The 22481-nt window shown below is 64.7% G+C and carries 19 protein-coding genes; 9 read left to right on the forward strand and 10 right to left on the reverse strand.

Annotated features, from left to right (window positions below):
* The first annotated feature begins 71 nt into the window (after nucleotides 1–71).
* The 5 genes from PVT67_RS12840 to PVT67_RS12860 all read left to right on the forward strand — a co-directional run bounded on the left by PVT67_RS12840 (nucleotide 72) and on the right by PVT67_RS12860 (nucleotide 3568).
* On the forward strand, nucleotides 72–770 hold the full coding sequence (locus tag PVT67_RS12840) for a tRNA-uridine aminocarboxypropyltransferase (protein WP_301494071.1): 699 nt from the start codon (nucleotides 72–74) through the stop codon (nucleotides 768–770).
* 100 nt (nucleotides 771–870) lie between these two features.
* A complete protein-coding gene (locus tag PVT67_RS12845) occupies nucleotides 871–1773 on the forward strand; it encodes a DUF6662 family protein (protein ID WP_301494073.1) in 903 nt (300 codons plus the stop codon).
* A 10-nt stretch (nucleotides 1774–1783) separates the two neighbouring features.
* Entirely contained in the window at nucleotides 1784–2317 is a 534-nt protein-coding gene (locus tag PVT67_RS12850) for an FMN-binding protein (RefSeq protein WP_301494075.1), read from the forward strand.
* A 14-nt stretch (nucleotides 2318–2331) separates the two neighbouring features.
* The gene (locus PVT67_RS12855; protein WP_301494077.1) at nucleotides 2332–3096 is read left to right on the forward strand and encodes an FAD:protein FMN transferase; all 765 of its coding nucleotides are present in this window, start codon (nucleotides 2332–2334) and stop codon (nucleotides 3094–3096) included.
* A gap of 25 nt (nucleotides 3097–3121) precedes the next feature.
* The gene (locus tag PVT67_RS12860) at nucleotides 3122–3568 is read left to right on the forward strand and encodes a hypothetical protein (RefSeq protein WP_301494079.1); all 447 of its coding nucleotides are present in this window, start codon (nucleotides 3122–3124) and stop codon (nucleotides 3566–3568) included.
* Here PVT67_RS12860 and PVT67_RS12865 read toward each other — a convergent pair.
* The 3 genes from PVT67_RS12865 to macA are packed head-to-tail and all read right to left on the reverse strand — an operon-like array spanning nucleotide 3565 to nucleotide 8070.
* Nucleotides 3565–4938 carry an efflux transporter outer membrane subunit gene (locus PVT67_RS12865; RefSeq protein WP_301494082.1) on the reverse strand — a complete coding sequence of 458 codons (1374 nt, stop codon included), beginning with the start codon at nucleotides 4936–4938 and terminating at the stop codon, nucleotides 3565–3567. The two genes, PVT67_RS12860 and PVT67_RS12865, sit on opposite strands and share 4 nt — an antisense overlap.
* Nucleotides 4931–6877 carry a MacB family efflux pump subunit gene (locus tag PVT67_RS12870; RefSeq protein ID WP_336407850.1) on the reverse strand — a complete coding sequence of 649 codons (1947 nt, stop codon included), beginning with the start codon at nucleotides 6875–6877 and terminating at the stop codon, nucleotides 4931–4933. The genes PVT67_RS12865 and PVT67_RS12870 overlap by 8 nt, the downstream gene beginning before the upstream one ends.
* Nucleotides 6877–8070, reverse strand: coding sequence for a macrolide transporter subunit MacA (macA, locus tag PVT67_RS12875; RefSeq protein ID WP_301494084.1), 1194 nt, complete (start codon nucleotides 8068–8070; stop codon nucleotides 6877–6879). The genes PVT67_RS12870 and macA overlap by 1 nt, the downstream gene beginning before the upstream one ends.
* Before the next feature lie 259 nt (nucleotides 8071–8329).
* On the opposite strand from macA, the gene PVT67_RS12880 reads away from it, so the two are divergent.
* The 4 genes from PVT67_RS12880 (at nucleotide 8330) to PVT67_RS12895 (ending at nucleotide 13624) form a co-directional block, all read left to right on the forward strand.
* Entirely contained in the window at nucleotides 8330–9244 is a 915-nt protein-coding gene (locus PVT67_RS12880) for a rhodanese-like domain-containing protein (protein ID WP_301494086.1), read from the forward strand.
* Between the two features lie 95 nt (nucleotides 9245–9339).
* Nucleotides 9340–9945, forward strand: coding sequence for a TetR/AcrR family transcriptional regulator (locus PVT67_RS12885; protein ID WP_301494088.1), 606 nt, complete (start codon nucleotides 9340–9342; stop codon nucleotides 9943–9945).
* Nucleotides 9942–11810: an MFS transporter gene (locus PVT67_RS12890; RefSeq protein WP_301494090.1), complete on the forward strand. Its 1869-nt coding sequence runs from the start codon at nucleotides 9942–9944 to the stop codon at nucleotides 11808–11810. The genes PVT67_RS12885 and PVT67_RS12890 overlap by 4 nt, the downstream gene beginning before the upstream one ends.
* Nucleotides 11811–11971: 161 nt before the next feature.
* Nucleotides 11972–13624: a dipeptidyl-peptidase 3 family protein gene (locus tag PVT67_RS12895; protein WP_301494093.1), complete on the forward strand. Its 1653-nt coding sequence runs from the start codon at nucleotides 11972–11974 to the stop codon at nucleotides 13622–13624.
* Between the two features lie 72 nt (nucleotides 13625–13696).
* Here PVT67_RS12895 and PVT67_RS12900 read toward each other — a convergent pair whose 3' ends face one another.
* The 7 genes from PVT67_RS12900 to PVT67_RS12930 all read right to left on the reverse strand — a co-directional run bounded on the left by PVT67_RS12900 (nucleotide 13697) and on the right by PVT67_RS12930 (nucleotide 22110).
* On the reverse strand, nucleotides 13697–13870 hold the full coding sequence (locus PVT67_RS12900) for a GlyGly-CTERM sorting domain-containing protein (protein WP_301494095.1): 174 nt from the start codon (nucleotides 13868–13870) through the stop codon (nucleotides 13697–13699).
* A gap of 234 nt (nucleotides 13871–14104) precedes the next feature.
* Nucleotides 14105–14404 (reverse strand): cadherin-like domain-containing protein, encoded by a 300-nt coding sequence (locus PVT67_RS12905; RefSeq protein ID WP_301494097.1) that lies wholly within the window; start codon nucleotides 14402–14404, stop codon nucleotides 14105–14107.
* Between the two features lie 160 nt (nucleotides 14405–14564).
* Complete coding sequence (locus PVT67_RS12910; protein WP_301494099.1) at nucleotides 14565–17336, reverse strand: serine/threonine-protein kinase; 2772 nt, start codon at nucleotides 17334–17336, stop codon at nucleotides 14565–14567.
* On the reverse strand, nucleotides 17329–17868 hold the full coding sequence (locus tag PVT67_RS12915; protein ID WP_301494101.1) for an ECF-type sigma factor: 540 nt from the start codon (nucleotides 17866–17868) through the stop codon (nucleotides 17329–17331). The genes PVT67_RS12910 and PVT67_RS12915 overlap by 8 nt, the downstream gene beginning before the upstream one ends.
* 44 nt (nucleotides 17869–17912) lie before the next feature.
* The gene (locus PVT67_RS12920; protein ID WP_301494103.1) at nucleotides 17913–18209 is read right to left on the reverse strand and encodes a histidine kinase dimerization/phospho-acceptor domain-containing protein; all 297 of its coding nucleotides are present in this window, start codon (nucleotides 18207–18209) and stop codon (nucleotides 17913–17915) included.
* Nucleotides 18210–18299: 90 nt separating this feature from the next.
* Nucleotides 18300–18968 (reverse strand): response regulator, encoded by a 669-nt coding sequence (locus PVT67_RS12925; protein ID WP_301494105.1) that lies wholly within the window; start codon nucleotides 18966–18968, stop codon nucleotides 18300–18302.
* Nucleotides 18969–18981: 13 nt separating this feature from the next.
* Nucleotides 18982–22110, reverse strand: coding sequence for an ATP-binding protein (locus PVT67_RS12930; protein WP_301494107.1), 3129 nt, complete (start codon nucleotides 22108–22110; stop codon nucleotides 18982–18984).
* Between the last annotated feature and the right edge of the window lie 371 nt (nucleotides 22111–22481).

Genomic DNA, 22481 nt, shown 5'->3' on the forward strand with positions numbered 1-22481 from the left:
AGCCGAGCGCCTCTAAGGCAACCGACTTGAGGACAAAGGGCCCCGTCAGGGGCCTTTTTTGTGGGGAAACCATGAACGCCGTACTGGAACTGAAAAAACGCCTCCAAGGCAGCAGCCAAAGGCCCTACCTGGCCAGAGGCGCCCGGGTGGTGCGCTGCGACAGCTGCGCCCTGGTGCCGGACTATTGCCTCTGCCCCCACAGGCCGCAACTGGAGAGCCGCCTGGAATTCGGGCTGCTGATGCACCACAACGAGCCCTTCAAGCCCAGCAACACCGGCAAGCTCATCTGCGATCTGCTGCCCGGCACCCAGGCCTTCGACTGGCACCGCACCGAACCCGGCGCCGAGCTGTTGGACTGGCTGACCCCGGACACCCGCATCGTCTTTCCCAGCCACTATGTGGAAGCCGAGCGCCTGGCGCCCCTGCCCGCGTCTGGCCCGGCCAAGCTGCTGATCCTGGATGCCACCTGGCAGCAGGCCCGCAAGATGCTGCGCGCCAGCCGCTATCTCGACGCCCTCAAGGTCAGCTCCATCGACGAGGCCCTGCTCTCAGGCTACCAGCTGCGCAGCCAGCACAGGGACGGCCACCTCTGCACCGCCGAAGTGGCGGCGCTGCTGCTGGAGCAGGCCGGAGAGATTCGCAACGGTGCACTGCTGGCGGCCTGGCTGGCCGCCTTTTCCGAGCATTACCTGGCCGCCAAGCGCCATGGCCTGCCGAGCGGCGCGGCCCTGGCAGCGCTCAAGGCCTTGCAGGCCTCCACGACAAACTGAGGCTGCCGTCGGCGGCCTTTTTTTTGCCCTGCCGTCCATCGGCCGTTGCAAGGAAAAAAAGCGAATGTATAATGCGATTCATTCTTATTAACCAATAGAAATGTATCGCATTATGAAGAAGCTGCTTGCCTGCTCCGCCCTGCCCCTTGCCCTTTTCGCCCTCAACGCCCAGGCCGACGAAAACCTGCTCGGCTACGTCAAAGGCGCCGAGACCCTGCCGGAAGGTGCCGCCGAGTTCTACCAGTTCTTCACCCAGCGCCAAGGCAAGAGCTACGGCGACTACTGGGCCCTGGACACCAACACCGAGTTCGAATACGGCGTCACCAACAGCTTCAACGTCTCCGGCGCCCTGCACGGCATGGCCCTGGACACCAGCGATCTCGTCATCGACGGCTACCTGCCCGGCGACAAGAAGTTCGGCTGGAAGCTCACCGGCGTCGAGACCGCCATCAAGTACAACTTCCTGAGCCCGGCCCTCGACGACTTCGGCCTCTCCACCTACATCTCCGGCGAATACAGCTGGGTGGACAAGCATTCGGGCCAACGCAAAGACACCATCAGTATCGACGCCAACCTCTTGATGCAGAAGTACTTCATGGAGGGCCAGCTGGTCTGGGCCGGCAATATCGGCATGGAGACCACCTGGGCCAAGCGCGCCCACATCGACAACCTGCCTGAAGGTTTCGACTGGCCCACCACCGCCGAGATGGAAATCGAGCTCAAGGCCGGCACCGGCCTGACCTACCGCTTCGCCCCCGACTGGTACCTGGGCGCCGAAGCCCTCTACGAGGAAGAGCACGAAACCGAGGTGAACCTGGAGCGCTGGTCCTGGTTTGCCGGCCCCAGCCTGCACTACGGCGGTCAGCAGTGGTGGGCCACCCTCACCTACATGCAGCAGATCCGCGGCGGCGGCGAGAAATTCCCCGAACAGACCGACCGCGACCTGCACCTCATCGAGAAGACCGAGACCGAATGGCGTCTCAAGATCGGTTACAACTTCTAAGGAGACCGCCATGCGCCACTTTCCCCAGCTGCTGGCCCTGCCCCTGGTGATCGCCGCCCCGGCCGTGGTGGCCGCCGACTACCTGACGGTCAATGAGGCCCAACAGGAACTCTTCCCCGGCGCCAGCTTTGCCGACGCCAAGGTCAAGCTGAGCGAGGCCCAGATGGACGCCATCCAGGACCAGGCCGGGGTCCGCCAGCGCTTCGAACAGCAGCCGGTGTGGCGGGCGGAAAAGGACGGCCAGCAAGTCGGCTGGTTCATGGTGGACAACGTCATCGGCAAGCACGAGTTCATCACCTACGCCCTGGCCACCGACATGGCCGGCAAGGTGCTGGGCATAGAGGTGCTGAGCTACCGCGAGACCCACGGCGGCCAAATTCGCCAGCCCATCTGGCGCGGCCAGTTCCTTGGCAAGACCCTGGCAAGCCCCATCCGCCTTGGCAAGGACATCAGCAACATCAGCGGCGCCACCCTCTCCTGTCGCAACGTCACCGACGGGGTGCGCCGGCTGCTGACCTTGCAGAAGCTGGTGCTGGCCCCATGACGATGAGCCGGCGGATGCGCCCCCTGCTCGGCACCTTCGTCGAGCTGGTGGTGGACCAGCCCCTTACCCTAGAGCAAAAAAGCCGGGCCTTTGTGGCCGGCTTTTCTGCCATTGAGGAGGTACAGGCCCAGCTCAGCTTCCACAGCCCGGACAGCCAGCTGAGCCGCCTCAACCTCAACCCCGGCCGCTGGCTGGCCCTGCCCGGCCCCAGCCTGCGGGTGTTGCGCCTGGCCAAGGCCCTGACGCAAAAAAGCGGCGGCCTCTTCAACTGCACCCTGGGGGCGCCCCTGGTCAGGCGCGGCATCTTGCCGGACCACGGCTTTGGCGCGCGCCTGGACCAAGGCGACGCCCGGGCCCTGGCCTTTCGGCCGGGAGAGATCTGCCTGACCCAGCCGGTGCTCATCAGCCTCGACGGTATCGCCAAGGGCTATGCGGTGGACAGGGCGGTGGCGGCCATGAAGCGGGCCGGGGTCGAGAGCGGCTGGGTCAATGCCGGCGGCGATATCCGCGCCTTCGGCCAGGCCCTGCTTCCCGTCACTGTCCGCGGTGAAGCCGCCCCCCGGCTGCTGCTGAGTAAGAGCGCCCTGGCCAGCTCCAGCAGCCAGAGCGACGCCGATTTCCCCGGCCTGCTGCTGGATGCCAAGGGCCAGCCATTGGCGCCGGGACAATGGACGGTGCAGGCAAAGTGGGCCTGGCGGGCCGACGCCCTGACCAAGGTGGCGGCCCAGGCGCCTGGGCTCTTGGAGAGGCTGGGCGCCCAGTTACTGGGTCCCTTATAATGGCCGGCCAAAAGAGAGGAGCGCGATGAAAGTCAATCCGTCCCGGGCCCTGCTGTGGCTCGGCTTCCTGGGCCTGGTGGCCAGCGGCATAGGCCTCTATCTCTGCCTGCCGAAAAGCCTCGACGAGTTCCCCCATCCCCTGGCCGGCAGCTTCCGCCAGCTCCATGGCGCCTTCGCCATGCTGGGCCTGGGGCTGCTGGGCTACCTGTGGAGCGACCATATCGGCAAGAAGCTGCGCCATTGGCGCCGCCACCCGGACGGCCTTATCCACCTGGGGCTCTGGCTGGCGCTGGTGCTGAGCGGCTACCTGCTCTACTACCCGCCGGCCTGCCTGGAAGGCCTGGTGCCCCTTTCCGCCCTGCACTGGTACCTGGGGCTGGGGCTGGTCGCCCTCTTCCCCATCCACGCCAGCCGCCTGGCCTGGCAGCGCTACCGGGCCCGCCAGCAGCGCCTGGCGCGCTCCGTCTCCTAAGCCGCAGGCGCCTTCTCGGCGCCGCCCCCCAGGGCCTGGTAGAGGCCCATCAGATTGGCCAGCTGCTGGTAATGGTTCTGGGCCAAGGCCAACTGGGCGCTGCGCCGCTTCTCCTGCTGGTCCAGAAAGAGCTGCACGTCTGTGGCGCCGCTGCGGTAGCGCACTTCGGCGATACGCTCGGCCTCCTTGGCCGCCGCCAGTGAGGTCGCCAGGGCCTCGCCCTGGCGCTTCAGGCTGTCACGGGCACTGAGGCTGTCCTCCACTTCCTTCAAGGCCCCAAAGAGGCGCTGGCGAAAGCCCAGCACCGCCTGCTGGTACTGGTTCTGGGCGACCTGGATATTGAGATCCCGGGTCTTCCACTGGATGAAAGGCAGCGCCAGCCCGGCTCCCAGGGTCGCCACCGGGTTTTGCAGCAGCTCGCTCAAGGCGGTGGAGCCGGAGCCCAGGCTGCCGGTGAGGCTGAGTTTGGGGTAGAAGCTGTCGGTCACCTGATCCACATCGGCCAGGCTCGCCTTGAGGCGGGCCTCGGCGGCCATCAGATCCGGGCGCCGGGCCAGCAAGTCTGCCGGCAGGCCGGCCGGCACGGCCGGCAGGGCCATCTCCGGCAGGTGCTGGGGCTCGGCCTGGCCGACCTCCGGCCCCTGGTCGAAGAGGATGGCCAGGGCCGTGCCGTCCTGAGCCCGCTGCCGCTCTAAATCGGCCAGGGCCGCCTGCTGGCTGGCCAGGGCCTGGCGGGCCTGGTAGCGCTCCAGGGCCGAGACGGCCCCCGCCTTGTAACGCACCTCCACCAGATCCAGGCTCTGCTGGGCATAGGCGATGGAGGCCTTGCCGTCGCTGATGGCCTGGTTCAGGTAGCCCAGGTGCCAGTAGAGCTGGGCGGTGCTGGCCACCAGGGCCAGGGCCGCGGCCTGGCGGTCGTACTCGCTGGCCTGGGCCTGCCAGGCGGCGCTGTCGCGCACCGCCGAGAGCCGGCCCCAGAGATCCACCTCGTAGGACAGCCCCAGGCTCGCCGAGTAGCTGCTCTTGGCCTTGCCACCGTCCAGGGACTTCTGGCGGCTGGCGTCGACCCCGGCGCTGAGGTCAGGGAAGAGGTTGCGATCGGCCAGGCCCGATTGCGCCAAGGCGGCACGGACCTTGAGGGCGGCCACGGCCAGGTCGTTGTTTTTCTTCAGCACCTTATCGATGAGGGCGCTGAGCTGCGGGTCATTGAAGCTGTCCCACCAACGCGCCCCTTGGGCAAGGGTGGTGCCGGTCAAGGGCGTCGCCCAGTTGGCCGGCAAGGCCAGTTCGGGCCTCTGGTAGTCGCTGCGGGCGCAGCCGGCCAGGGCCAGGGTCAGCAGCAGTGCGGGGGTGAAAAAGGTCTTATTCACGGGCCAGGGCCTCAATGGGATCGAGGCGGGCGGCGCTGCGGGCAGGCAGGAAGCCGAAGGCCACCCCGATAAGGGTCGAGCAGACAAAGGCGCCGACGATGGACGCCACCGAGAAGGTCATGGGCAGGGCGCTACCGGCCAGGCTCGCCACCAGCCCCAGGCCGAGGGACAGCAGCACGCCTATGGCGCCGCCGGCCAGGCACACCAGCACCGCCTCGATGAGGAACTGCTGGAGTATGTCGGCCTGGCGGGCGCCGACGGCCATGCGGATGCCGATCTCCCTGGTCCTTTCGGTGACCGACACCAGCATGATGTTCATCACCCCTATGCCCCCCACCACCAGGGAGATGACGGCGATGGAGGAGATCAGCAAGGTCATGGTGGAGGTGGTTTTCTGCACCGCCGTCAAGATGCTGTCGGAGCTGCGGGTGAAGAAGTCCTTGAGGCCGTGGCGCTGGGTCAGCAGGCGGGTGATGCCCTCTTCCGCCAGCTTGCTGGAGACCCCGTCCGCCACCCGCACCGTCAGGGAGCTGAAATAGTGCTGGCTGAGCATGCGGCTCATCACCGCCGTGTAGGGCACGTAGATCTGCAGGTTCTGGTCGAAGCGGAAATTGCTGTCCTTGTCCTCGGCCACCCCTATCACCTTGAAGGGCACCTTGCCGAGGATGATCACCTGGCCTATGGGGTCGCTGCCGTCTGTAAAGAGGGTCTTCTTGGTGTTCTTGTCGATGACCGCCACCTGAGCCAGGTGACGGATGTCGTCACGGTTCAGGGCCTGGCCCTCGGCCATGGTCATGCCTTCCACCTGGAAGTACTGCTCGGAAACGCCGCGCACCGTAGCGGTGGAGTCGACGTTGCCGAAACGGGCCTTGGCGTTGGCCTGGACATTGGGGGTGGCGCTGTCGACGAACACCTGGCCCTGCAAGGCCTCGAGATCGGAGGGCACCAGGGTCTGGATGCTGTTGGCAAAGCGGTCCCCCCAATTGGCGCCGGGGTAGATGTCGATGGTGTTGGTGCCGATGGCGTTGATGTCGGCGATCACCTTCTGGCGGGCGCCCTGGCCCACGGCCACCACGCTCACCACGGCGGTGATGCCGATGATGATGCCGAGCATGGTCAGCAATGTACGCATGCGGTGGCTGGCCATGGCCAGGCCCGCCATCTTGAAGGCCTCGCTGAAGCGGCCCCAGAGCCCCACCCAGCGCGGCTCCTTGTGTTCCTGGTGGCCGGCCTGACTAACGGCCTCGAAGGCACTGTCGTTGCGGCGGTCGGCCACTATCTCGCCGTCTTTTATCTCGATGATGCGCCCGGCGATGGCCGCCACCTCCATGTCGTGGGTGACGATGATGATGGTCTGGCCCTGCTGGTGCAGCTCCTTGAGGATGGCCAGCACCTCGGCACTGCTCTGGCTGTCCAGGGCGCCGGTGGGCTCGTCCGCCAGCAGCACCTCGCCGCCGTTCATCAGGGCCCGGGCGATACTGACCCGCTGCTGCTGGCCGCCGGAGAGCTGCCCCGGCCTGTGGTGGCTGCGCTCACCCAGGCCAAGGCGGCCCAGCAGGCCCTCGGCGCGGGCGCGGCGCTCGGCCTTGGGGCTGCCGGCGTAGATGGCCGGCATCTCGACGTTGCCGGTGGCGTCCAGGTGTTCCAGCAGGTGGTAGCGTTGGAAGATGAAGCCGAAGTATTCCCGGCGCAGGGTGGCCAGGGCGTCGTCGTCCATGGCGGCCACGTCCTGGCCGGCCACCTGGTAGGCCCCTTGGCTGGGCTTGTCCAGGCAGCCGAGGATGTTCATCAGGGTGGACTTGCCGGAGCCGGACTGGCCGACGATGGCCACCATCTCACCGGCCTCTATGTCCAGGTTCACGTCCTTGAGCACCGCCACCTGCTGGTCGCCGGAGGGGAAGCTGCGGCCTATGCCGCGCAGTTCGATGAGCGCCATGATCAGAACCCGAAGGGGCCGTGGCGGCGGCGTTCCTCACCGCTGTACTTGAGGGCGTTGTCGCCCACCACCAGGCGGTCCTGCTCGGTGAGGCCTTCGAGCACCTGGACATTGACGTTGTCCCGCACCCCTGTCTTTATCTGGCGGGGCATGGGGTGGTCCTTGCCCATCACCAGCACCTGGTAGCTGTCCGGCCCCAGCTGCTTGCCAAGCTGCGAGACGGGGATGCATAGGGCGCCCTTGGCCTCGGCCAGCACTATGTGCACCTGGGCCGTCATCGACAGCCGCAGCTGGTGGTCGGGGTTCGGCACGTCGAAACGGCCGTAGTAGTAGATGGCGGTGCTGCTCGATGAGCTGGAGGAGCTGCTGTTGCTGCTGGAGGAATCGGACACAGTCGTGGGGGCCGGTTCGACGCTGCGGAGCTTCGCCTGGTAGCGGTGGTCAGGGTCGCCCAGGGTGGTGAAGTAAACCGGCATGCCGGCCTTGACCTTGGTGACGTCCGCTTCCGAGATCTCGGCCTTGACGGTCATAGTGTCAAGGTTGGCCAGGATCAGTATGGTGGGGGCGCTCTGGTTGGAGACCACCGTCTGGCCTTCCTTGGTGACTATGGCGATCACCACGCCGTCCATGGGGGCCGTGATCCGGGTGTAGCCGAGGTTGGCCTTGGCGGTGTCCACCGCTATCTCGGCCTGGGCTATCTGGGCGTCGAGGGAGGACAGCTCGGCCTGGGTGCTGACCAGCTGGGCGCGGGCTTGCTCCAGATCGGCCCTGGCGCCGGCGTCGGCCTGGTTCAGGGATTTTTGGCGCTCAAAGGCGAGGCGGTATTGCTCCAGCAAGGCCTGCTTGGCCCTCTTCTGGGCCTGGGCGCTGTTGAGGGACGCCTGGGCCTTCTTGAGATCGTTCTGCTGCAGCACGGGGTCAATCTCGGCCAGCAGTTGGCCCTTCTTGACGCTCTGCCCCAGCTCGACCTTGAGGGATCGCAGCTGGCCCGAGACCTGGGCACCGACGTTGACCTGCTGGTAGGCCTCCAGGGCACCTGTGGCCAGCACGGCACTCTCGATGTCGGCCCGCTTGGGGGCGACGGTGAGGAAATCCATCTTGGGCTTGGCCGGGGCCAGCCACCAGGCGCCGAGAGCCAGTATGACGAGGCCGCCGGCACCCATCAGCAGCCATTTACGTAAAGCGGTCTTTTTCATCTTGGTTCCAACCTCAACCTTTGCCCCAGTAAAGCACGGCAAAGGCCCTGATCTCCCTATCCTTTTAACAACTTTACAGTCGTTGCGAAGCCGGGATCGGCGCCACTGCGCCTCCTTGTGGCAAGGATCCGGTGGACTACCTCAAGGGGCTCCTGGCGGACTAAACCAGCTTATCGATAAAAGCGTTCGCAAAATGCCCCTTGTCCGGGCCAAGGGCCTGCTCCTAGACTGGCAGTTCCCTCCCCTTTACTGGCCCACCATGCGCGATCTGGAGCACCTGCTGGTACAACAAGGCCCGCTGCTGGTCTTCCTCAATGTCCTGGCCGAACAGTTGGGGCTGCCGCTGCCGTCCTTCCCTTCCCTGATCCTGGTGGGGGCCCTGGCCGCCCAGGGCCATATCGACGCCGGCCAATGTCTGGCCCTGGCCATGCTGGCCTGTATGCTGGCCGACAGCAGCTGGAACCTGGCCGGGCGCCGCTTCGGCGGCGGCCTGCTCAAGACCATCTGCCGCCTCTCCTTGTCCCAGGACTCCTGCATCCGCACCGGCCTAAACCTCTACGCCAGGGTGGGCCCCAAGGCGCTGCTGGTGTCCCGCTTCCTGCCCGGTGCCGGCGCCTTGTTCACCACCATGGCCGGTCTGCACCGCACTCCCTGGCCGCGCTTCTGGCTGTTCTCCTTCAGCGGCGCCCTGCTCTGGGCCGGCACCGGCATCGGCCTGGGCCTGGCCTTCAGCAGCGCCGTGGACAGGTTGCTGGACTGGCTCAGCCACTACGGCCCCCTGGGGCTGCTGGCGGTGCTGGGGGCCCTGGCCCTGTTCCTGGCCTGGAAATACACCAAGAGGCGCGCCTTGCTGCGCCGCACCGCCAAGGTGCCCCGCATCAGCGCCGAGGCCCTGCAGGAGCTGCACCTGGCCGGCCAGGCCCCGCTGGTGCTGGACGTGCGCGGCCCCAGCCCAGACCAGCCGGACGGCATTCCCGGCGCCCTGCCCGTCTCCCTGGAAGCCCCCTTGGACCAGGTTCTGGACCAGGCCAAGGGCCGCCCCGTGGTTGTCTACTGCGCCTGCCCCCACGAACTGTCGGCGGCGCTGCTGGCCGAGAAGCTCCAGGCCCACGGCATCGAAAGCCAGGCCCTGGCCGGCGGCCTGGAGGCCTGGCAGCAACTGGCCCAGGACTGAGCCCTCGCCTTCTACAAAAAAGTCGCCGCCGGGGCTTGCCCTGGCCTGGCCTTTGCCTTAGGTTAAAAAACACTGTTCATTTACGACATGTAACCATGGGTAGACGCAAGGACCACGACCCGGCCCAGTTGGACCAAAGGGTGCTGGAGACGGTGCAGGCAGAGCTGCAGGGCCAGGGCATCGAAGGCCTGAGCCTGCGCCGCCTGGCCGGCCTTATCGGTTATGCCCCCAGCACCCTGGTCAGCCACTACGGCAGCTACGCCCTGCTGCTGCTGCGGGTCAACCGCCAGACCCTGGACGACCTGGCAAGCGCCCTGGCCCAGCAGGACGACACCAACCCAAGTACAAAAGACCCCCGCCAGCAGCTGCTGGCCACAGCCCTTGGCTACCTGGATTTCGCCCGGGAGAGGCCCCACGCCTTTCGGCTGCTGTTCGAGCACAAGCTGCCCCCAGGCGAGCCCATGCCGGCGGACTACCAGCAGCGGCTGGACGGCCTTTTCCATGCCGTGGAGGCGCCCCTGGCCAGGCTCAACCCCGCTCTGCCGGCAAACGCCCTGCGCCTGGAGGCCCGCACCCTCTGGGCCAGCGTCCACGGCATCTGCCTGCTGGACATCGACGACAAACTTTTCCTGGCCGGCGCCGACGGCCAGGCCATGATCGCCACCCTGCTGGGCCACTTTCTGGACAAGGAGCAGCCATGACCGCCCTCATCAGGAGCCGCCGTTTCGGCCCCCTCTTCTTCACCCAGGCCTTCGGGGCCGCCAACGACAACCTCTTCAAGAACGCCTTGATGCTGCTGCTGACCTTCAGCACTGGCCTGCTGCCCTGGCAGGACAACTCCCTGACGGTCAACATCGCCGCCGGCCTTTTCATACTGCCCTTCCTGCTGCTGTCGGCCCCGGCCGGCCAGTTGGCGGACGCCGTCGACAAGGCCTGGCTTATCCGCAAGATAAAGCTGGCCGAGATAGCCATCATGGCCCTGGCGGTACTGGCCCTCTGGCAGCAGCAGTACCTCTGGCTGCTGGGGGTCCTCTTCCTGATGGGGGCCCAGTCCGCCTTCTTCGGCCCGGTCAAGTACGCCATATTGCCGCAGCTGCTCAAACCCGAAGAGCTGGTGGCCGGCAACGCCTGGGTGGAGATGGGCACCTTCGTGGCCATATTGCTGGGCACCATCGCCGGCGGCCTGGTGGTGGGCTTCGAGCAGGTGCTGCTGTGGCTGTCAGTGGGGCTGCTGGCCCTGGCCGTGGTCGGCTACCTGGCCGCAACCTTTATCCCCGCCGCCCCCGCCGGTGCCAAGGCGCCCAGTTTCAGCTTCAAGCCCTGGCAGCAGACCAAGGCCATGCTGCACATAGGCCGCAAGAACCGCACCCTCTTCCTGTCCCTGATGGCCATCAGCTGGTTCTGGTTCCTGGGCGCCGGCTACCTGACCCAGTTCCCCACCTTCGCCAAGCAGGTGCTGGGGGGCGACAACACCGTGGTGACGGCGCTGCTGGTGGCCTTCTCGGTGGGGGTGGCGGCAGGCTCCTTGCTCTGCGAGAGGCTCTCCGGCGACCACGTCGAGCTGGGGCTGGTGCCCATCGGCTCCCTGGGCCTGACGGTGTTCGGCCTGGATTTGGCCTTCGCCGCCCCCGACCAGGTCGGCGCCAGCCTGATGGGGATCGGCAGCTACCTGGCCCAGCCCTTCGGCTGGCGGGTGCTGGTAGATCTCACCCTCATCGGCGTCTTCGGCGGCCTCTTCATAGTGCCCCTCTACGCCCTCCTGCAAGCCCGTGCCGAGGAGAGCGAGCGGGCCCGCGTCATCGCCGCCAACAACGTCTTCAACGCCCTCTTCATGGTGGCCAGCGCCCTGTTCGGCATCCTCTTTTTATCGGTGATGCAGCTCAGCATCCCCCAGTACTTCGCGGTGCTGGCGGTGATGAACCTGGTGGTGGCCTTCTATGTCTACGGCCAGCTGCCGGAATTCGTGCTGCGCCTTTGCATCTGGCTGCTCAGCCACAGCTTCTACCGGGTCACCAGCAGCAACCTCAAGGCCATACCGCGGGAAGGCCCGGCGCTGCTGGTCTGCAACCACGTCAGCTTCGTCGATGCCCTGCTCATCGCCGGCGCCTGCCGCCGGCCGGTGCGCTTCGTGATGGAAAAGGGCATCTTCGAGATGCCGGGCCTGAACTGGCTGTTCCGCACCGCCAAGACCATCCCCATCTGCTCCCAGAAGGACGACGCCGCGACCTTCGAGCGGGCCTTCGAGCGCATCGACGCCGAGCTGGCGGACGGCGAGGTGGTCTGCATCTTCCCCGAGGGCCGGCTGACCAAGGACGGCGACATGGGGCCCTTCCGCCCCGGCGTCGAGCGGATCCTGAAAAAGCGCCCGGTGCCCGTGGTGCCCATGGCGCTCAAGGGCCTCTGGGGCAGTTTCTTCAGCCACCAGGGCAAGGGCGCCTTCAAGCCCGGCAAGGGTCGCTTCTGGTCCAAAATAGCCCTGGTGGCGGGCGAGCCCCTGGACGGCGCGACCGCCAGTGCCGCCGCCCTGGAAGCCGAGGTAAAGCAGCTGCGGGGCGAGCAGCGCTGAGCAGCGCTTAAGCAAGAGCCGCCTTCGGGCGGCTTTTTTTACGACAACTGGCAGGACCATTGCCGCAGTTCGGCCCCTTTTCCTTGCAGTGGCGGCCTATCTCAGCCATGTTGTCAGCCGCCACAACCCTGCGGGTTTACCAAAAGAAGGGGAAAGACCTCATGAAAAGAACCGCCCTCGCCCTGGCCCTGGCCAGCCTTATGGCCGCCCCGGCCTTTTCCGCCAGCGCCCAGGACAACAGCAGTTACAACCTCCAGGCCCAGCGCGACAAGATAGTGCCGGTGCAGATGAAGGCCGACACCAGCTTCCTCAACGCCGAACAGAAGGCCGTGGTCAACAAGCTGATCCAGGCCGCCCGCCTGATGAGCGACATCTACCTGCGCCAGGTCAACGAGCACAACCCCCAGATCCGCCAGCAGATCGCCGACTCCAAGAGCGCCGACAAAACGCTGCTGCTGAACATGTTCGACGAGCACTTCGGCCCCTGGGACAGCCTGGCCGCCGGCCATCCCTTCTTCGGTACCAAGGCCAACGCCCCCGGCTCCGGCTTCTACCCCGAAGACATGACCAAGGAAGAATTCAACGCCTGGATTGCCAAGCACCCCGAAGACAAGGCCGCCTTCACCAGCCTCTACACCGTCATCCGCCGTGACGGCGACAAGCTGGTGGCCATCCCCTATTCCCAGTACTACAAAGAGTGGCTGGAGCCCGCCGCCAAGCTGCTGGACGAAGCGGCCGCCATCACCTCCAACCCCAGCCTCAAGCGCTTCCTGAGCCTGCGCGCCAAGGCCTTCCGCACCGACGACTACTTCCAGTCCGAAATAGCCTGGATGGACCTCAAGGACACCCCCATCGAGGTGGCCATAGGCCCCTACGAGACCTACACCGACGGCCTCTTCGGCTACAAGACCGCCTTCGAGGCCTTCGTCACCATCAAGGATCCCAAGGCCTCCGCCAAGCTTGACCGCTTCAAGAAGTACCTGCGCGACATGGAAGCCAACCTGCCGGTGCCGGAGCATTACAAGAACTTCAAGCGCGGCTTCGCCTCCCCCATCGCCGTGGCCGACCAGATCCAGGGCGGCGGTGACAACGTCCCGGGCGTGCAGACCATCGCCTTCAACCTGCCCAACGACGAGCGGGTCCGCGAGGCCAAGGGCGCCAAGAAGGTGCTGCTCAACAACGTCATGGGCGCCAAGTTCGAGCGTATCCTCAAACCCATGGCCGCCCAGATCCTGGTGCCCGAGCAGGCCAAGCTCATGGACCAGAAGTACTTCGGCTTCGAGACCCTCTTCCACGAGATGTCCCACAGCCTGGGCCCCGGCAGCATCGTCGTCGACGGCAAGCCCACCACCGTCTCCGCCCAGCTCCAGGAGCTTTATTCGGGCATCGAGGAAGGCAAGGCCGACGTCATGGGCGCCTACAACATCCTCTTCCTGATGAAGAAGGGCGAGCTGCCCATGGCGGAGAAGAACAACCTGCTGGCCACCTACGCCGCCGGCCTGTTCCGCTCCATGCGCTTCGGCGTCCATGAGGCCCACGGCATAGGCGCCGCCTACCAGTACAGCTACTTCGTCGACCACGGCGCCCTCAAGCGCGAGCCGAGCGGCCTCTACCGCATCGATTTCGTGAAATTGGAGCAGGCCATCACCAGCCTGGTCCACGACGTAGTGGTGGTCCAGGGTGACGGCAACTACAAGGAAGCCAAGGCTTTCCTGGACATGTACGCCCATATCGACGACGGCGTGCGCGCCGTCAACAAGCGCATCAGCGACGTGCCGGTGGACATCCAGCCCATCTACCCCAGCAAGATCTAAGCTGGCACCATGAAAAAGCCGCCCTCTTGGGCGGCTTTTTTGTTGGCCAAAGGCCAAACATGAAACGGCTGCCTAGGCGGTACTGGCAACCACGGCCGCCAGCAGCGCCAGGGAGGCCGGCAGCAGCGCCGCCAGGGCCAGGACCCTGGCGTCCCGGCGGTGCTCCCTCAGCAGCAATGCCAGGCACAGCAGCACCAGGAACCAGAGGCTCAGCGAGCCCCCTTCAAGCTGGGGGCTCGCTGGCACAGCTTGCCCGCCGTCAAGGGCCAGAAGCCCATGCCAGGCCTTCCCTAAACCGGCCCCCAAGCCGGTGATAAAACTACAAGGCACAGCGCGCCTCCACTGCAAGGTCTATCCATACAAGCCCGGCAAGGCGGGCCGACAGAAACTATTACGGATCCCGGCGCCAAAACCGCCACGGCTTAAGCCATGGATAAAAAAGAGCGACCAAAGCCGCTCTTTTCTTCAATGGGGGTTGCCTCAGCGAAGCCGGCGCCTGAACAGGCCCGCCAGGCCCAGCAGCAGCACTGACCAGAGCTGCAGTGAACCGCCCTTGGATTTGTGCTCCTCGGGGGCCGCCAGCACCTGGACCCTTGCCTGGCCCTGGGCGGTGCCGCCCAGGCCGTCGCTCACCAGGTAGCTGATGATGGCGGTGCCGGTGAAGCCAGCCGCTGGGGTAAAGGTCAGGCTCTTGCCCGTCACCACCACAGTGCCCTGGTCGACGCTGGCCTGGGCCAACGTCAGGGCGTCGCCGTCCGGGTCGCTGTCGTTGGCCAGCACGTCGATGGAAATAGGGTAACCACCTGGATCTGGGCTGCGTCATCCACAGCCACGGGGATACGGCCGGGGCTTTAGCAGGGGCGGCGTCATGAAAAAGCCGCCTCGTGGGCGGCTTTAGTGGCTTCAAGAACTTGTCGACGGAACGCCGTCTGGCGCCGACTCAGGGGGCCGCCGCGCTGCCTGCCTTGCTGTCTCCACTGGCGGTTTGAAGCCATTCCCTGCGCTGCTGCAGCTCGCAAAAAATGGTCGACTCACTGCCCAGGTACCGCACCTTGGCAAAACTCTGCTCGATAAGTTCGGCACCTTGCTGCCGTTCGCCCAGATGCCAGAGTATTTCCCCCAGGCGCGACTCCGCCTGTGCCGTGGTGGGGGTGCCGGGGGGATAGCGTTTATTGAAGATGGCGAGGCTTTTTTCGGCATAGGGCCTGGCCTCGGCCCACCTGGCCTGGGCCATATAGCGGAGCACGTACACCGAGGCCGTTTGCCCGAAAATAAAGGCATCCGCCGGCACCACTGTAGCGAATATCTTATCGGCCCCCTGCAGCAGGGACTCGGCTTCTTGATAGTGCTGCTGCATGACGGCCACATGGGCCAGGTACATCTCGCTGGTGGCCACACCCGGGGTGTCTTTGCCGTAGCTGATGCTGTTGTCTTTGATGGCCTGGTCGATCAGCTCACGGCCGGCGGCGGGCTGGCCAAGGATGGCCGTCGCTATGCCGCGCATGCCGATCAGGGGGAAGACCTTGGCCGACTCGGGCGGAAATTTCCTGGCATTGATGTCGTAGGCTCGCTGCAGATCCGCCAGGGCCTTGTCGTAGTAGCCGAGCAACATGTAGCTGGGGGCCCGCTGGCGCAACAGCAAGGAGACATTGTCCTCGTCGAGGGCGAGGGACAGTTCCTTATCAAGCACGGCGATGGCGGCCAGTACATCGCCATTTTTTTTCAGCACGTCGGCATAGCGGGTGACGGCCGTGATGCGGGCGCCGTTGTTGGGCTCCAAGGCAGCCAGCGCCAAACGGTAGCCTTTCTCGACCAGCTGCAGGGCCAGTCCGGGATCCTCGGTGAAGGAAAAGAAACCGGCATCCGCATAGGCGGTGACCAGGAAGGGATCCTTGGCGCCCAGGGTCGCCTCCAGATCCGTCACCAGGGCGCGGGCCGTCTGCGCCGCCTCTTTAAACCTGTCCTTGTGGTAATAGGCTGCGGCGAGATCGAGCTGCAACTGCTTGAGCACCAGGTAATCTTTCTGGGGCAGGCGCTTGTAGAGGGCCAAGGCCTGGTTCACCAATGCCAGGGCCTCGTCCAGCTTGCCCTGGTTGATGGCGTCGCGGCTCAGGAAGGCCTTCACCATGGCCAACTGGGTGTTGTTGCCACCGCCGGCAGCCAATTCGCTATGGGCCTGTTGCAGCAGTGCCCTGCCTTCTTCGACCCTGTTGGTACTTAAATAGAGGTTGCCGAGTTTGGCCTTGTCGAAGGCCAGATCCTGGCTGATGCCATGCTGATCCTTGAGACCGACAATGGCTTTTTGCAGTTTTGCCGCCTCCTGGACCTGGCCCACGGATTGGGTCACGGCCACCAGGGTTTGCAGCAGCCGGATCTTCACCTCAGGCCTTTCCTCCAGGGCGCCTGTGGTTTGCTTGACCATGGTCTTCACGAACTGCTGGATATCTATGGGCTGCCCCTGGGCTTTTTTGGGGGAGGCTTCTTCGAAGGTATCCGTCAGCAGTTGGATGACCTGGTTGGCGGTGGCGGCTTCCTGTCCCAATTGGTGGGTAAGGTGAAAGCTGATGGCCAGGCCACCAATCAAGCTGGTCAGCAGGCCCCCTGCCAGCGCACTGACCAGCGGATGGCGCTTGAGCAGCTTGCCGAGGCGATAGCTCGGGGTGGCGCGGCTGGCCGACACCGGCAGGTTATTCAAGAAGCGCTGGATGTCCCGGGCCAGCTCACTGACGGTGCCGTACCTGTCCTCTGGCTTTTTGGCCAGGGCCTTGAGGGCGATGTTGTCCAGATCCCGGGCTATGCCCTTGCGCCTTTGGCTCGGCGCCAGGGGTTGTTGCTGGCAGATGGCCTCCAGGGTCGCGGCCCTGTCACCCTCCAGGAGGTGGGGGGATTGGCCGGTCAGCAACTGGTAGAGCAAGGCCCCCAGGCCGTAGATATCGGTGGCGGTGGTGACGGGCTGGCCGAGGATCTGCTCGGGGCTGGCGCAGCTCAGGGTCATGCCCTGGTCCTTGGGATCCCGGCTGTCGGCGCCCAGGGCCTTGCTGGTGCCGAAGTCGAGCAGCTTGACCAGGCCCTCACCGTTGACCAGCACGTTCTCGGCCTTGAGATCGCAATGGACGATCAAGCGGTTGTGGGCATAACCGACGGCGTCGCAGATCCGCAAGAAGAGCTCCAGGCGATCGGCAAGCTTGAGACCCTCTGCCTGGCAATAGTCCCGCAGGTTCTGCCCCTGGACGTATTCCATCACCAGGTAGGGGCGCTGGTCCTCGGTCAGGCCGCCGTCCAGCAGCATGGCGATATGGGGGTGTTGTAGCTTGGCCAGCAGCTGGCGCTCGGCGGCGAAGAGGCCGGCCTCATCGTGGCTGGAAAAGGCGGCGGCCAGCTTGATGGCCACCAACTGCTGGTATTGGCCGTCGGCCCTTTCGGCCAGGAAGACCACCCCCATGCCACCACGGCCTATCTCTTCGAGGATGCGGTAAGGGCCCAGCATCTGCCCGGGCTCTAGTTGCGCCCCCCAGTCGCGGACCTGGCTGCCGATCAGCGCCTGGGCGACGCTGGCCTGGCTGCCTTGGGCGGTGGCGTGTTCGAGGAGGCGCAGCACCTCTTGGCGTTCATCCTCGCTGCAGTCGGCCTCAGCCAGGAAGCCGGCCCTGGCTTCGGCGGCCAGGTCCAGGCAGGCATCGAACAGGGCCTTGATACGGACCAGATCAGGCATAAACGGCAGTGCCTCCCTGGCCCAGGCGGTCTTGCAAGAAGGCGCGGGCAAAAGTCAGCTCCCGCTCCACGGTGCGCAGGCTTAAGGACAGGGTGTCGGCCACCTTCTGCTGGGGAAAACCGGCGAAGTAATGGAGTTCGACTATGGCTTCCATCCGCTCACCCAGGCAGCTCATCTGCGCTATGCACTGGTCGACGGCGATCAGCCCCTCGTTCTCGCAGGCTTCGCTCAGCAACTCGTCCAGCCATTGGGTCCGGATGGCCCCGCCGCCGCGCTTGTCCGCCATCTTGGCCCTGGCATGGTCGATCAGCAGGTGCCGCATGGCCTTGGCGGCGGTGCGGTAGAGGTGTTCCTTGTTGTGGTAGTGGCCGTCCGATTCGATAAGCCTGACGCAGGCCTCATGGACCACTTCCGTGGTCTGCAAGGTGAGGTTGTGGCCGTACTGGACCAGGATCCGGTTGGCACAGGCTTTAAGCTCCCGGTAGAGGGCCGGGCTTATGGTCAGGTCTGCTGAAGTCAAAGGCTGGTTCAAAAGCAGTCTCCCCTGGTCTCACAAAAAGGTCTTCGCCGCAGCTATCAATGTTTCGGCCCTTTGGCCTTGCTCAAGAGCGTATCCATCAAGTGTTCGAACTCTTGGAATTTCGCATCCAGCTTGGCGAAGGCGGCGTTGTTGTCCTCGAACATCCCGTCCTGGATGGCTTCGACGTAGAGCTTGATCACCGACAGCGGGGTGCGCAGCTGGTGCAGCACCTGGGCCAGGAACTGCGCCTGTATGTCCTTTATTTCCTCTTCGCTCAACGGGATAGCGTTATCCTCTGAGCGCTGCCGAATGCGCTCCGTCAAATCGAGCGGTGTTCCTTTGGGATCTTTCATCGCGGTGCACATCCGTTGGCAAAACGCCTTGGGGACGGATTGGAACAGGAAAATGTGCAGTGAATATGCAGAAGGGGGGCGCCCCTTGGCTCAGCTCATCTCGAACTTGTAGCCGGCGCCGTAGACGGAGTGGATGACATCCTGGCCAAGGCCCAGGGCCGACAGCTTCTTGCGCAGGTTGCGGATATGGCTGTCCACGGTACGGTCAGAGACGTCACGATAATCCTGGTAGACCAGATCCATGATCTGGCCGCGGGAATAGATACGGCTGGGATTGGCGTAAAGCAGGTGGAAGAGTTTGAACTCGATGGCCGTCAGCACGGCGCTGCCGGCCTGGAAGCCCACCTGGAGGCTGTCGGCATCCACCCTCAGCCCCGGCTCCTGTGCCGGGCTGCGCTGCAGGCGGCGCAGTTGCACCTTGACCCTGGCCACCAACTCCTTCACCGAATAGGGCTTGCAGACATAGTCGTCGGCCCCTATCTCCAGGCCCACCAGCCGGTCAACCTCCTCCATCTTGGCCGTGGTCATGATGATCGGCATGTCGGAAAAGGCCCTGACTTCCTCACAAACCGCCAGCCCCTGCTTGGTGGGCAGGTCGAGATCCAGCAGCATCACGGCAGGCCGGTGCGCCTTCACCCAGTCGGCCACCCCGACGCCGTCGGCAAAGTGCTGCGTCCGCAGGCCCGCGGCCTTCAGGTACATCAGGACTATGTCGGCAATTTCCAGGTCGTCTTCGACCAGGACTATGGTGTCGGTCATGGGCATGGGGCTTTCACAGGGGAAGCTTGATTGTAATGGCCAGGCCGCCGAGAGCGGAAGCGTCGGCCGAGATCTCACCGCCATGGGCCTCGACTATGGACTTGCAGATCCAAAGCCCCAGCCCAGAGCCGGACTGGCTCTGGGCGCGGGTGGATTCGGCGCGGTAGAGCCGCTCGAAAATGCGTTCGCGCTCCTCGCTGCTCGGCCCCGGGTTGCTGTCTTCGACCCTCAACACCGCCCAGGCCCCTTCCTCACCGAGGCTGACCTGCACCAGGCCCTGGTTGTCGGTGTAGCGGTAACTGTTTTTCAAAAGGTTGTTCAGCACCTGCACCAGGCGGCCCTCGTCAGCCATGACCTCGAGGCCAGGCGAGCTGCTGTCCACCAGCGCCAGGCGGAGCTGCTTTTGCTGCATCATGGCCTGGAAGGCGTCCACCACCGAGGCCACCAGCTTGCCAAGCTCAACAGGCGCCTTGTGCAGCACCAGGGCGCCGGAGTCCATCAGCGACAGCTGGTAGATGTCCCCCACCAGGTGGTTGAGGCCGGCCAGGCGGGCCTGCAGGGCCTCGTAGGACCTTTCGTCGGGCTGCAAGACGCCGTCCTGCATGGCTTCCAGTTGCACCTTGACCATGGCCAGGGGAGTGCGCAGGTCATGGGTGACTTCGGCCAGCATCTGGTTCTTCTGCTCCATCAGCTCGGTCATCATCTCGGCCTTACGGATGGCTTCACGCTTCTCGAAGGCATCCTGTTGCTTGGCCTTAGCCACCGCCAAGCGCCAGCGGAACAGCCAGGCCAGCATCAAGGTGCCCAGCAGCAACATCAGCAGCCGAAACCACAGGGTCTCGAAGAACTTGGGCTCTATCACCACCTTCAGGGTCAAGGGTGAGCCGCTCCATTGCCCCTTGCGGTTGCTGCCCTCGATCCTGAGCTGGTAGTCGCCGGGCGGCAGGGCCGTGTATTTGGCCTGGCGGACATCGGTCGGGGTGGAAACCCAATCCGGGTCGTAGCCGACCAGTTGGTAGCGGTAACGGTTTGCCTTGGGATCGGAATAATCGAGGGAGGCAAAGCGCAGGGAAAACTGGCCGGCGTCGCTGGGCACCCGGATCTCGGGGTGCGAATAGTCATAGGTCAGCCGCCTGTTGCCCACTTCCAGGTCGGTGACGGCCAGGGGAGCCAGGTAACCCCAGGCAGGTCCCGCCGCCTTGTCCATCAGCGCCAGGCCGTCCATGGAGGCGTGCAGCAGGAGGCTGTCGTTCAAGGCAAAGAAGTCCCTGTCCAGGCCCTGGCCCAGGGCACCGTCCGCTTCGGACAGCGCCTGCAGCAGCTGCCCGTCCTCGCCCAGCAGGTAGCGGGTGCCCAGCCAGTAATGGCCGTTGTCCAGTTGCAGCAAGCCGTCTTCACTGTCGGCCTGCGCCGTCGCCTGCTCGGCGAAAGGCACGAAACGCAGCTGGCCCTTATCCTCCGACACCAGCCGGTCGATGCCGGCCCTGTGGTAGACCAGGATCTCGCCTTTACGGTTTTGCAGCACCTGCACTATCAGGTTGCTGCGCAAGGTGCCCTGGGTGCCCTCGGCCTGGGAATAGAAGCGGACCCGGTCCTGGCCGCTGTCGATCACCCCTAGGCCGCTGGTGGTGCCTATCCAAAGCCGGTTTTGCTTGTCCACCGTCAGCCGCCTGGCATAGGTGATGAAAGGTGAACCGTCCTGGTTTTTCGGCAGGCTGAAACTCAGGGTGTTGAGGTCGAGCTTCACCAGGCCGCGGTCGGACCCTATCCAGAGCTCCCCTTTCTTGCCAAGGGCAAAATGGCGGATGAAGACCCCCGCCGTCTTGGCCAGGGGCAAGGTGAAAGCCTTCACGTCCTGGCTGGCCAAATCGACCCGGAAGATATCGCCGTTGCCGCCGCCGAACCAATAATGGCCATCGGGCGCCTTGATGCCGCAGAAGAAGGGGGTGTTTTTGAAGGCTGGAGAGGTGAGCAGGGGCTCGCTCTTTCCTGAGCCCAGGTCGAGCCGGCTGGTCTGGTTCTGGTTAATGACGATCAGCTGCGAATCGTCGATCTTCAAGACGCCGGCCAGGTAGGCGCTGAAGGCGCTTTCCAGTTGGGGGGCATAGCGGTCGAAATAGCGAAAGCGCCGTGTCTGGGGGTTGTAGAACTGCAGGCCGACGTTGGACACCCCCAGCCAGACAAGGCCCGACCTTGACTTGAGCATGGGGAGGACAATGTCACCGCGCAGGCCATGTTTATCCAGCAGGTTGCCCCGCAAGACCTTCTTCAGGCGCCCCGTGCCGGCGTCGCGGATCTCCACCCCAAGGGCGCCCGACAGCCAGACCTCCTTGCCCGTTTCGACGATGTCGGTATTGGCGGCGTCCTGCCGCGACGCGGGCGTTTCCAACCGGGTCACAGTCCCTGGCCCGGGCGCCACCAGGTAGGTGCCCTGTTTTTGGGTCGCCAGCCAGAGCCGGCCGTCTTTGGCCCTGTGAATGCGCCTGACCACCACCCCTTTAAGGGCCTCGAAGTCGCCGCCCTTGGCCAGGGCAAAGTGGCCCTCGGCGGGGTTGAAGCGGGCCAGGCCCTTGGCCGAGGACAGCCAGAGCCGCCCTTGGCCGTCGAAGGCCAGGTCGAGCAGGTAATTGAAGTACTTGTCCTTGGGGTTGTCGGCGGAAACGAAGTGGCCGAAGTGCCGGCGGGAAAGGTCCAGCTTGTCGAGGCCGAAGCTGTGGGCAAGCCACAGGTTGCCTTCTTTGTCCTTCTTGATGGCGTTGATCTGGCTGGCGCCGATGCCGTCGGGGTTTTGCTTGTTTGGCTTGAATTGCTCGAACCGGTAACTGCGCAAGTCCAGCCGGAACAGGCCGCTGGCCATGGTGCCGATCCACAGAAAGTCGCCATCGGCCAAGAGGGAACGGACGTAGATGTTGGAGACGTCGAAGGGCATGCCTTCGGAGGTCATCTTGCGGTTTTCATAGCCGTCAAAGCGGTACAGGCCCCGCTGGGTTCCCACCCAGATAAAGCCCCTGTCGTCCTGCGCCAGCTTCAACAATTCCTGGCTTGCCAAGGCGGTATCGGCGGTATCGGCGGTAAAGAGGGTCGGTGCGAACAGGCTTTCGTCAAACTGCTCTTCCGCCTGGCCTGCTGCGCAAAAAACCAATAAAAAACAAGCGCATAACCTGGCAAGGCATGAGAAAGGAGACATGAAGAAATTAACTGGCCTGAGATGTGGCCAGTCTGGCATAAGGCCAAGGCCAATACCACAGGCGGACAGGAGCTAGGCGCCCGCGATTCTTGGCCAAACGTCAGGGCCGTGATCCCGCTCTCATCTCCCGCAAACCCAAGGTTCCCGTTGCGCCGGGGATGTCCCCCGCCCCCTTTTAAGCGCCGCCTTCAAGCCCGGCTTCGCGCCTTCTGGTTTGTCCAGTCGGCAGTCTCGGACCCTCTGCATATTCACTGCATATTTCCTTGTTCCAATTCGCCATCAAGGCATATGACCAACAGGCACCATGCCCGGTGCCTCAGCGCCGA

The organism is Gallaecimonas kandeliae (assembly GCF_030450055.1).
Classification (GTDB): domain Bacteria; phylum Pseudomonadota; class Gammaproteobacteria; order Enterobacterales; family Gallaecimonadaceae; genus Gallaecimonas; species Gallaecimonas kandeliae.

What these genes read in the sequence shown, in the direction of transcription:
- PVT67_RS12860 (WP_301494079.1), top strand. Translation starts at nt 3,122, where the DNA reads ATGAAAGTCAATCCGTCCCGGGCCCTGCTGTGGCTCGGCTTCCTGGGC.
- PVT67_RS12880 (WP_301494086.1), top strand. Translation starts at nt 8,330, where the DNA reads ATGCGCGATCTGGAGCACCTGCTGGTACAACAAGGCCCGCTGCTGGTC.
- PVT67_RS12840 (WP_301494071.1), top strand. Translation starts at nt 72, where the DNA reads ATGAACGCCGTACTGGAACTGAAAAAACGCCTCCAAGGCAGCAGCCAA.
- PVT67_RS12910 (WP_301494099.1), bottom strand. Translation starts at nt 17,336, where the DNA reads ATGCCTGATCTGGTCCGTATCAAGGCCCTGTTCGATGCCTGCCTGGAC.
- PVT67_RS12890 (WP_301494090.1), top strand. Translation starts at nt 9,942, where the DNA reads ATGACCGCCCTCATCAGGAGCCGCCGTTTCGGCCCCCTCTTCTTCACC.
- PVT67_RS12920 (WP_301494103.1), bottom strand. Translation starts at nt 18,209, where the DNA reads ATGAAAGATCCCAAAGGAACACCGCTCGATTTGACGGAGCGCATTCGG.
- PVT67_RS12850 (WP_301494075.1), top strand. Translation starts at nt 1,784, where the DNA reads ATGCGCCACTTTCCCCAGCTGCTGGCCCTGCCCCTGGTGATCGCCGCC.
- PVT67_RS12925 (WP_301494105.1), bottom strand. Translation starts at nt 18,968, where the DNA reads ATGACCGACACCATAGTCCTGGTCGAAGACGACCTGGAAATTGCCGAC.
- PVT67_RS12845 (WP_301494073.1), top strand. Translation starts at nt 871, where the DNA reads ATGTATCGCATTATGAAGAAGCTGCTTGCCTGCTCCGCCCTGCCCCTT.
- PVT67_RS12885 (WP_301494088.1), top strand. Translation starts at nt 9,340, where the DNA reads ATGGGTAGACGCAAGGACCACGACCCGGCCCAGTTGGACCAAAGGGTG.
- PVT67_RS12855 (WP_301494077.1), top strand. Translation starts at nt 2,332, where the DNA reads ATGCGCCCCCTGCTCGGCACCTTCGTCGAGCTGGTGGTGGACCAGCCC.
- macA (WP_301494084.1), bottom strand. Translation starts at nt 8,070, where the DNA reads ATGAAAAAGACCGCTTTACGTAAATGGCTGCTGATGGGTGCCGGCGGC.
- PVT67_RS12895 (WP_301494093.1), top strand. Translation starts at nt 11,972, where the DNA reads ATGAAAAGAACCGCCCTCGCCCTGGCCCTGGCCAGCCTTATGGCCGCC.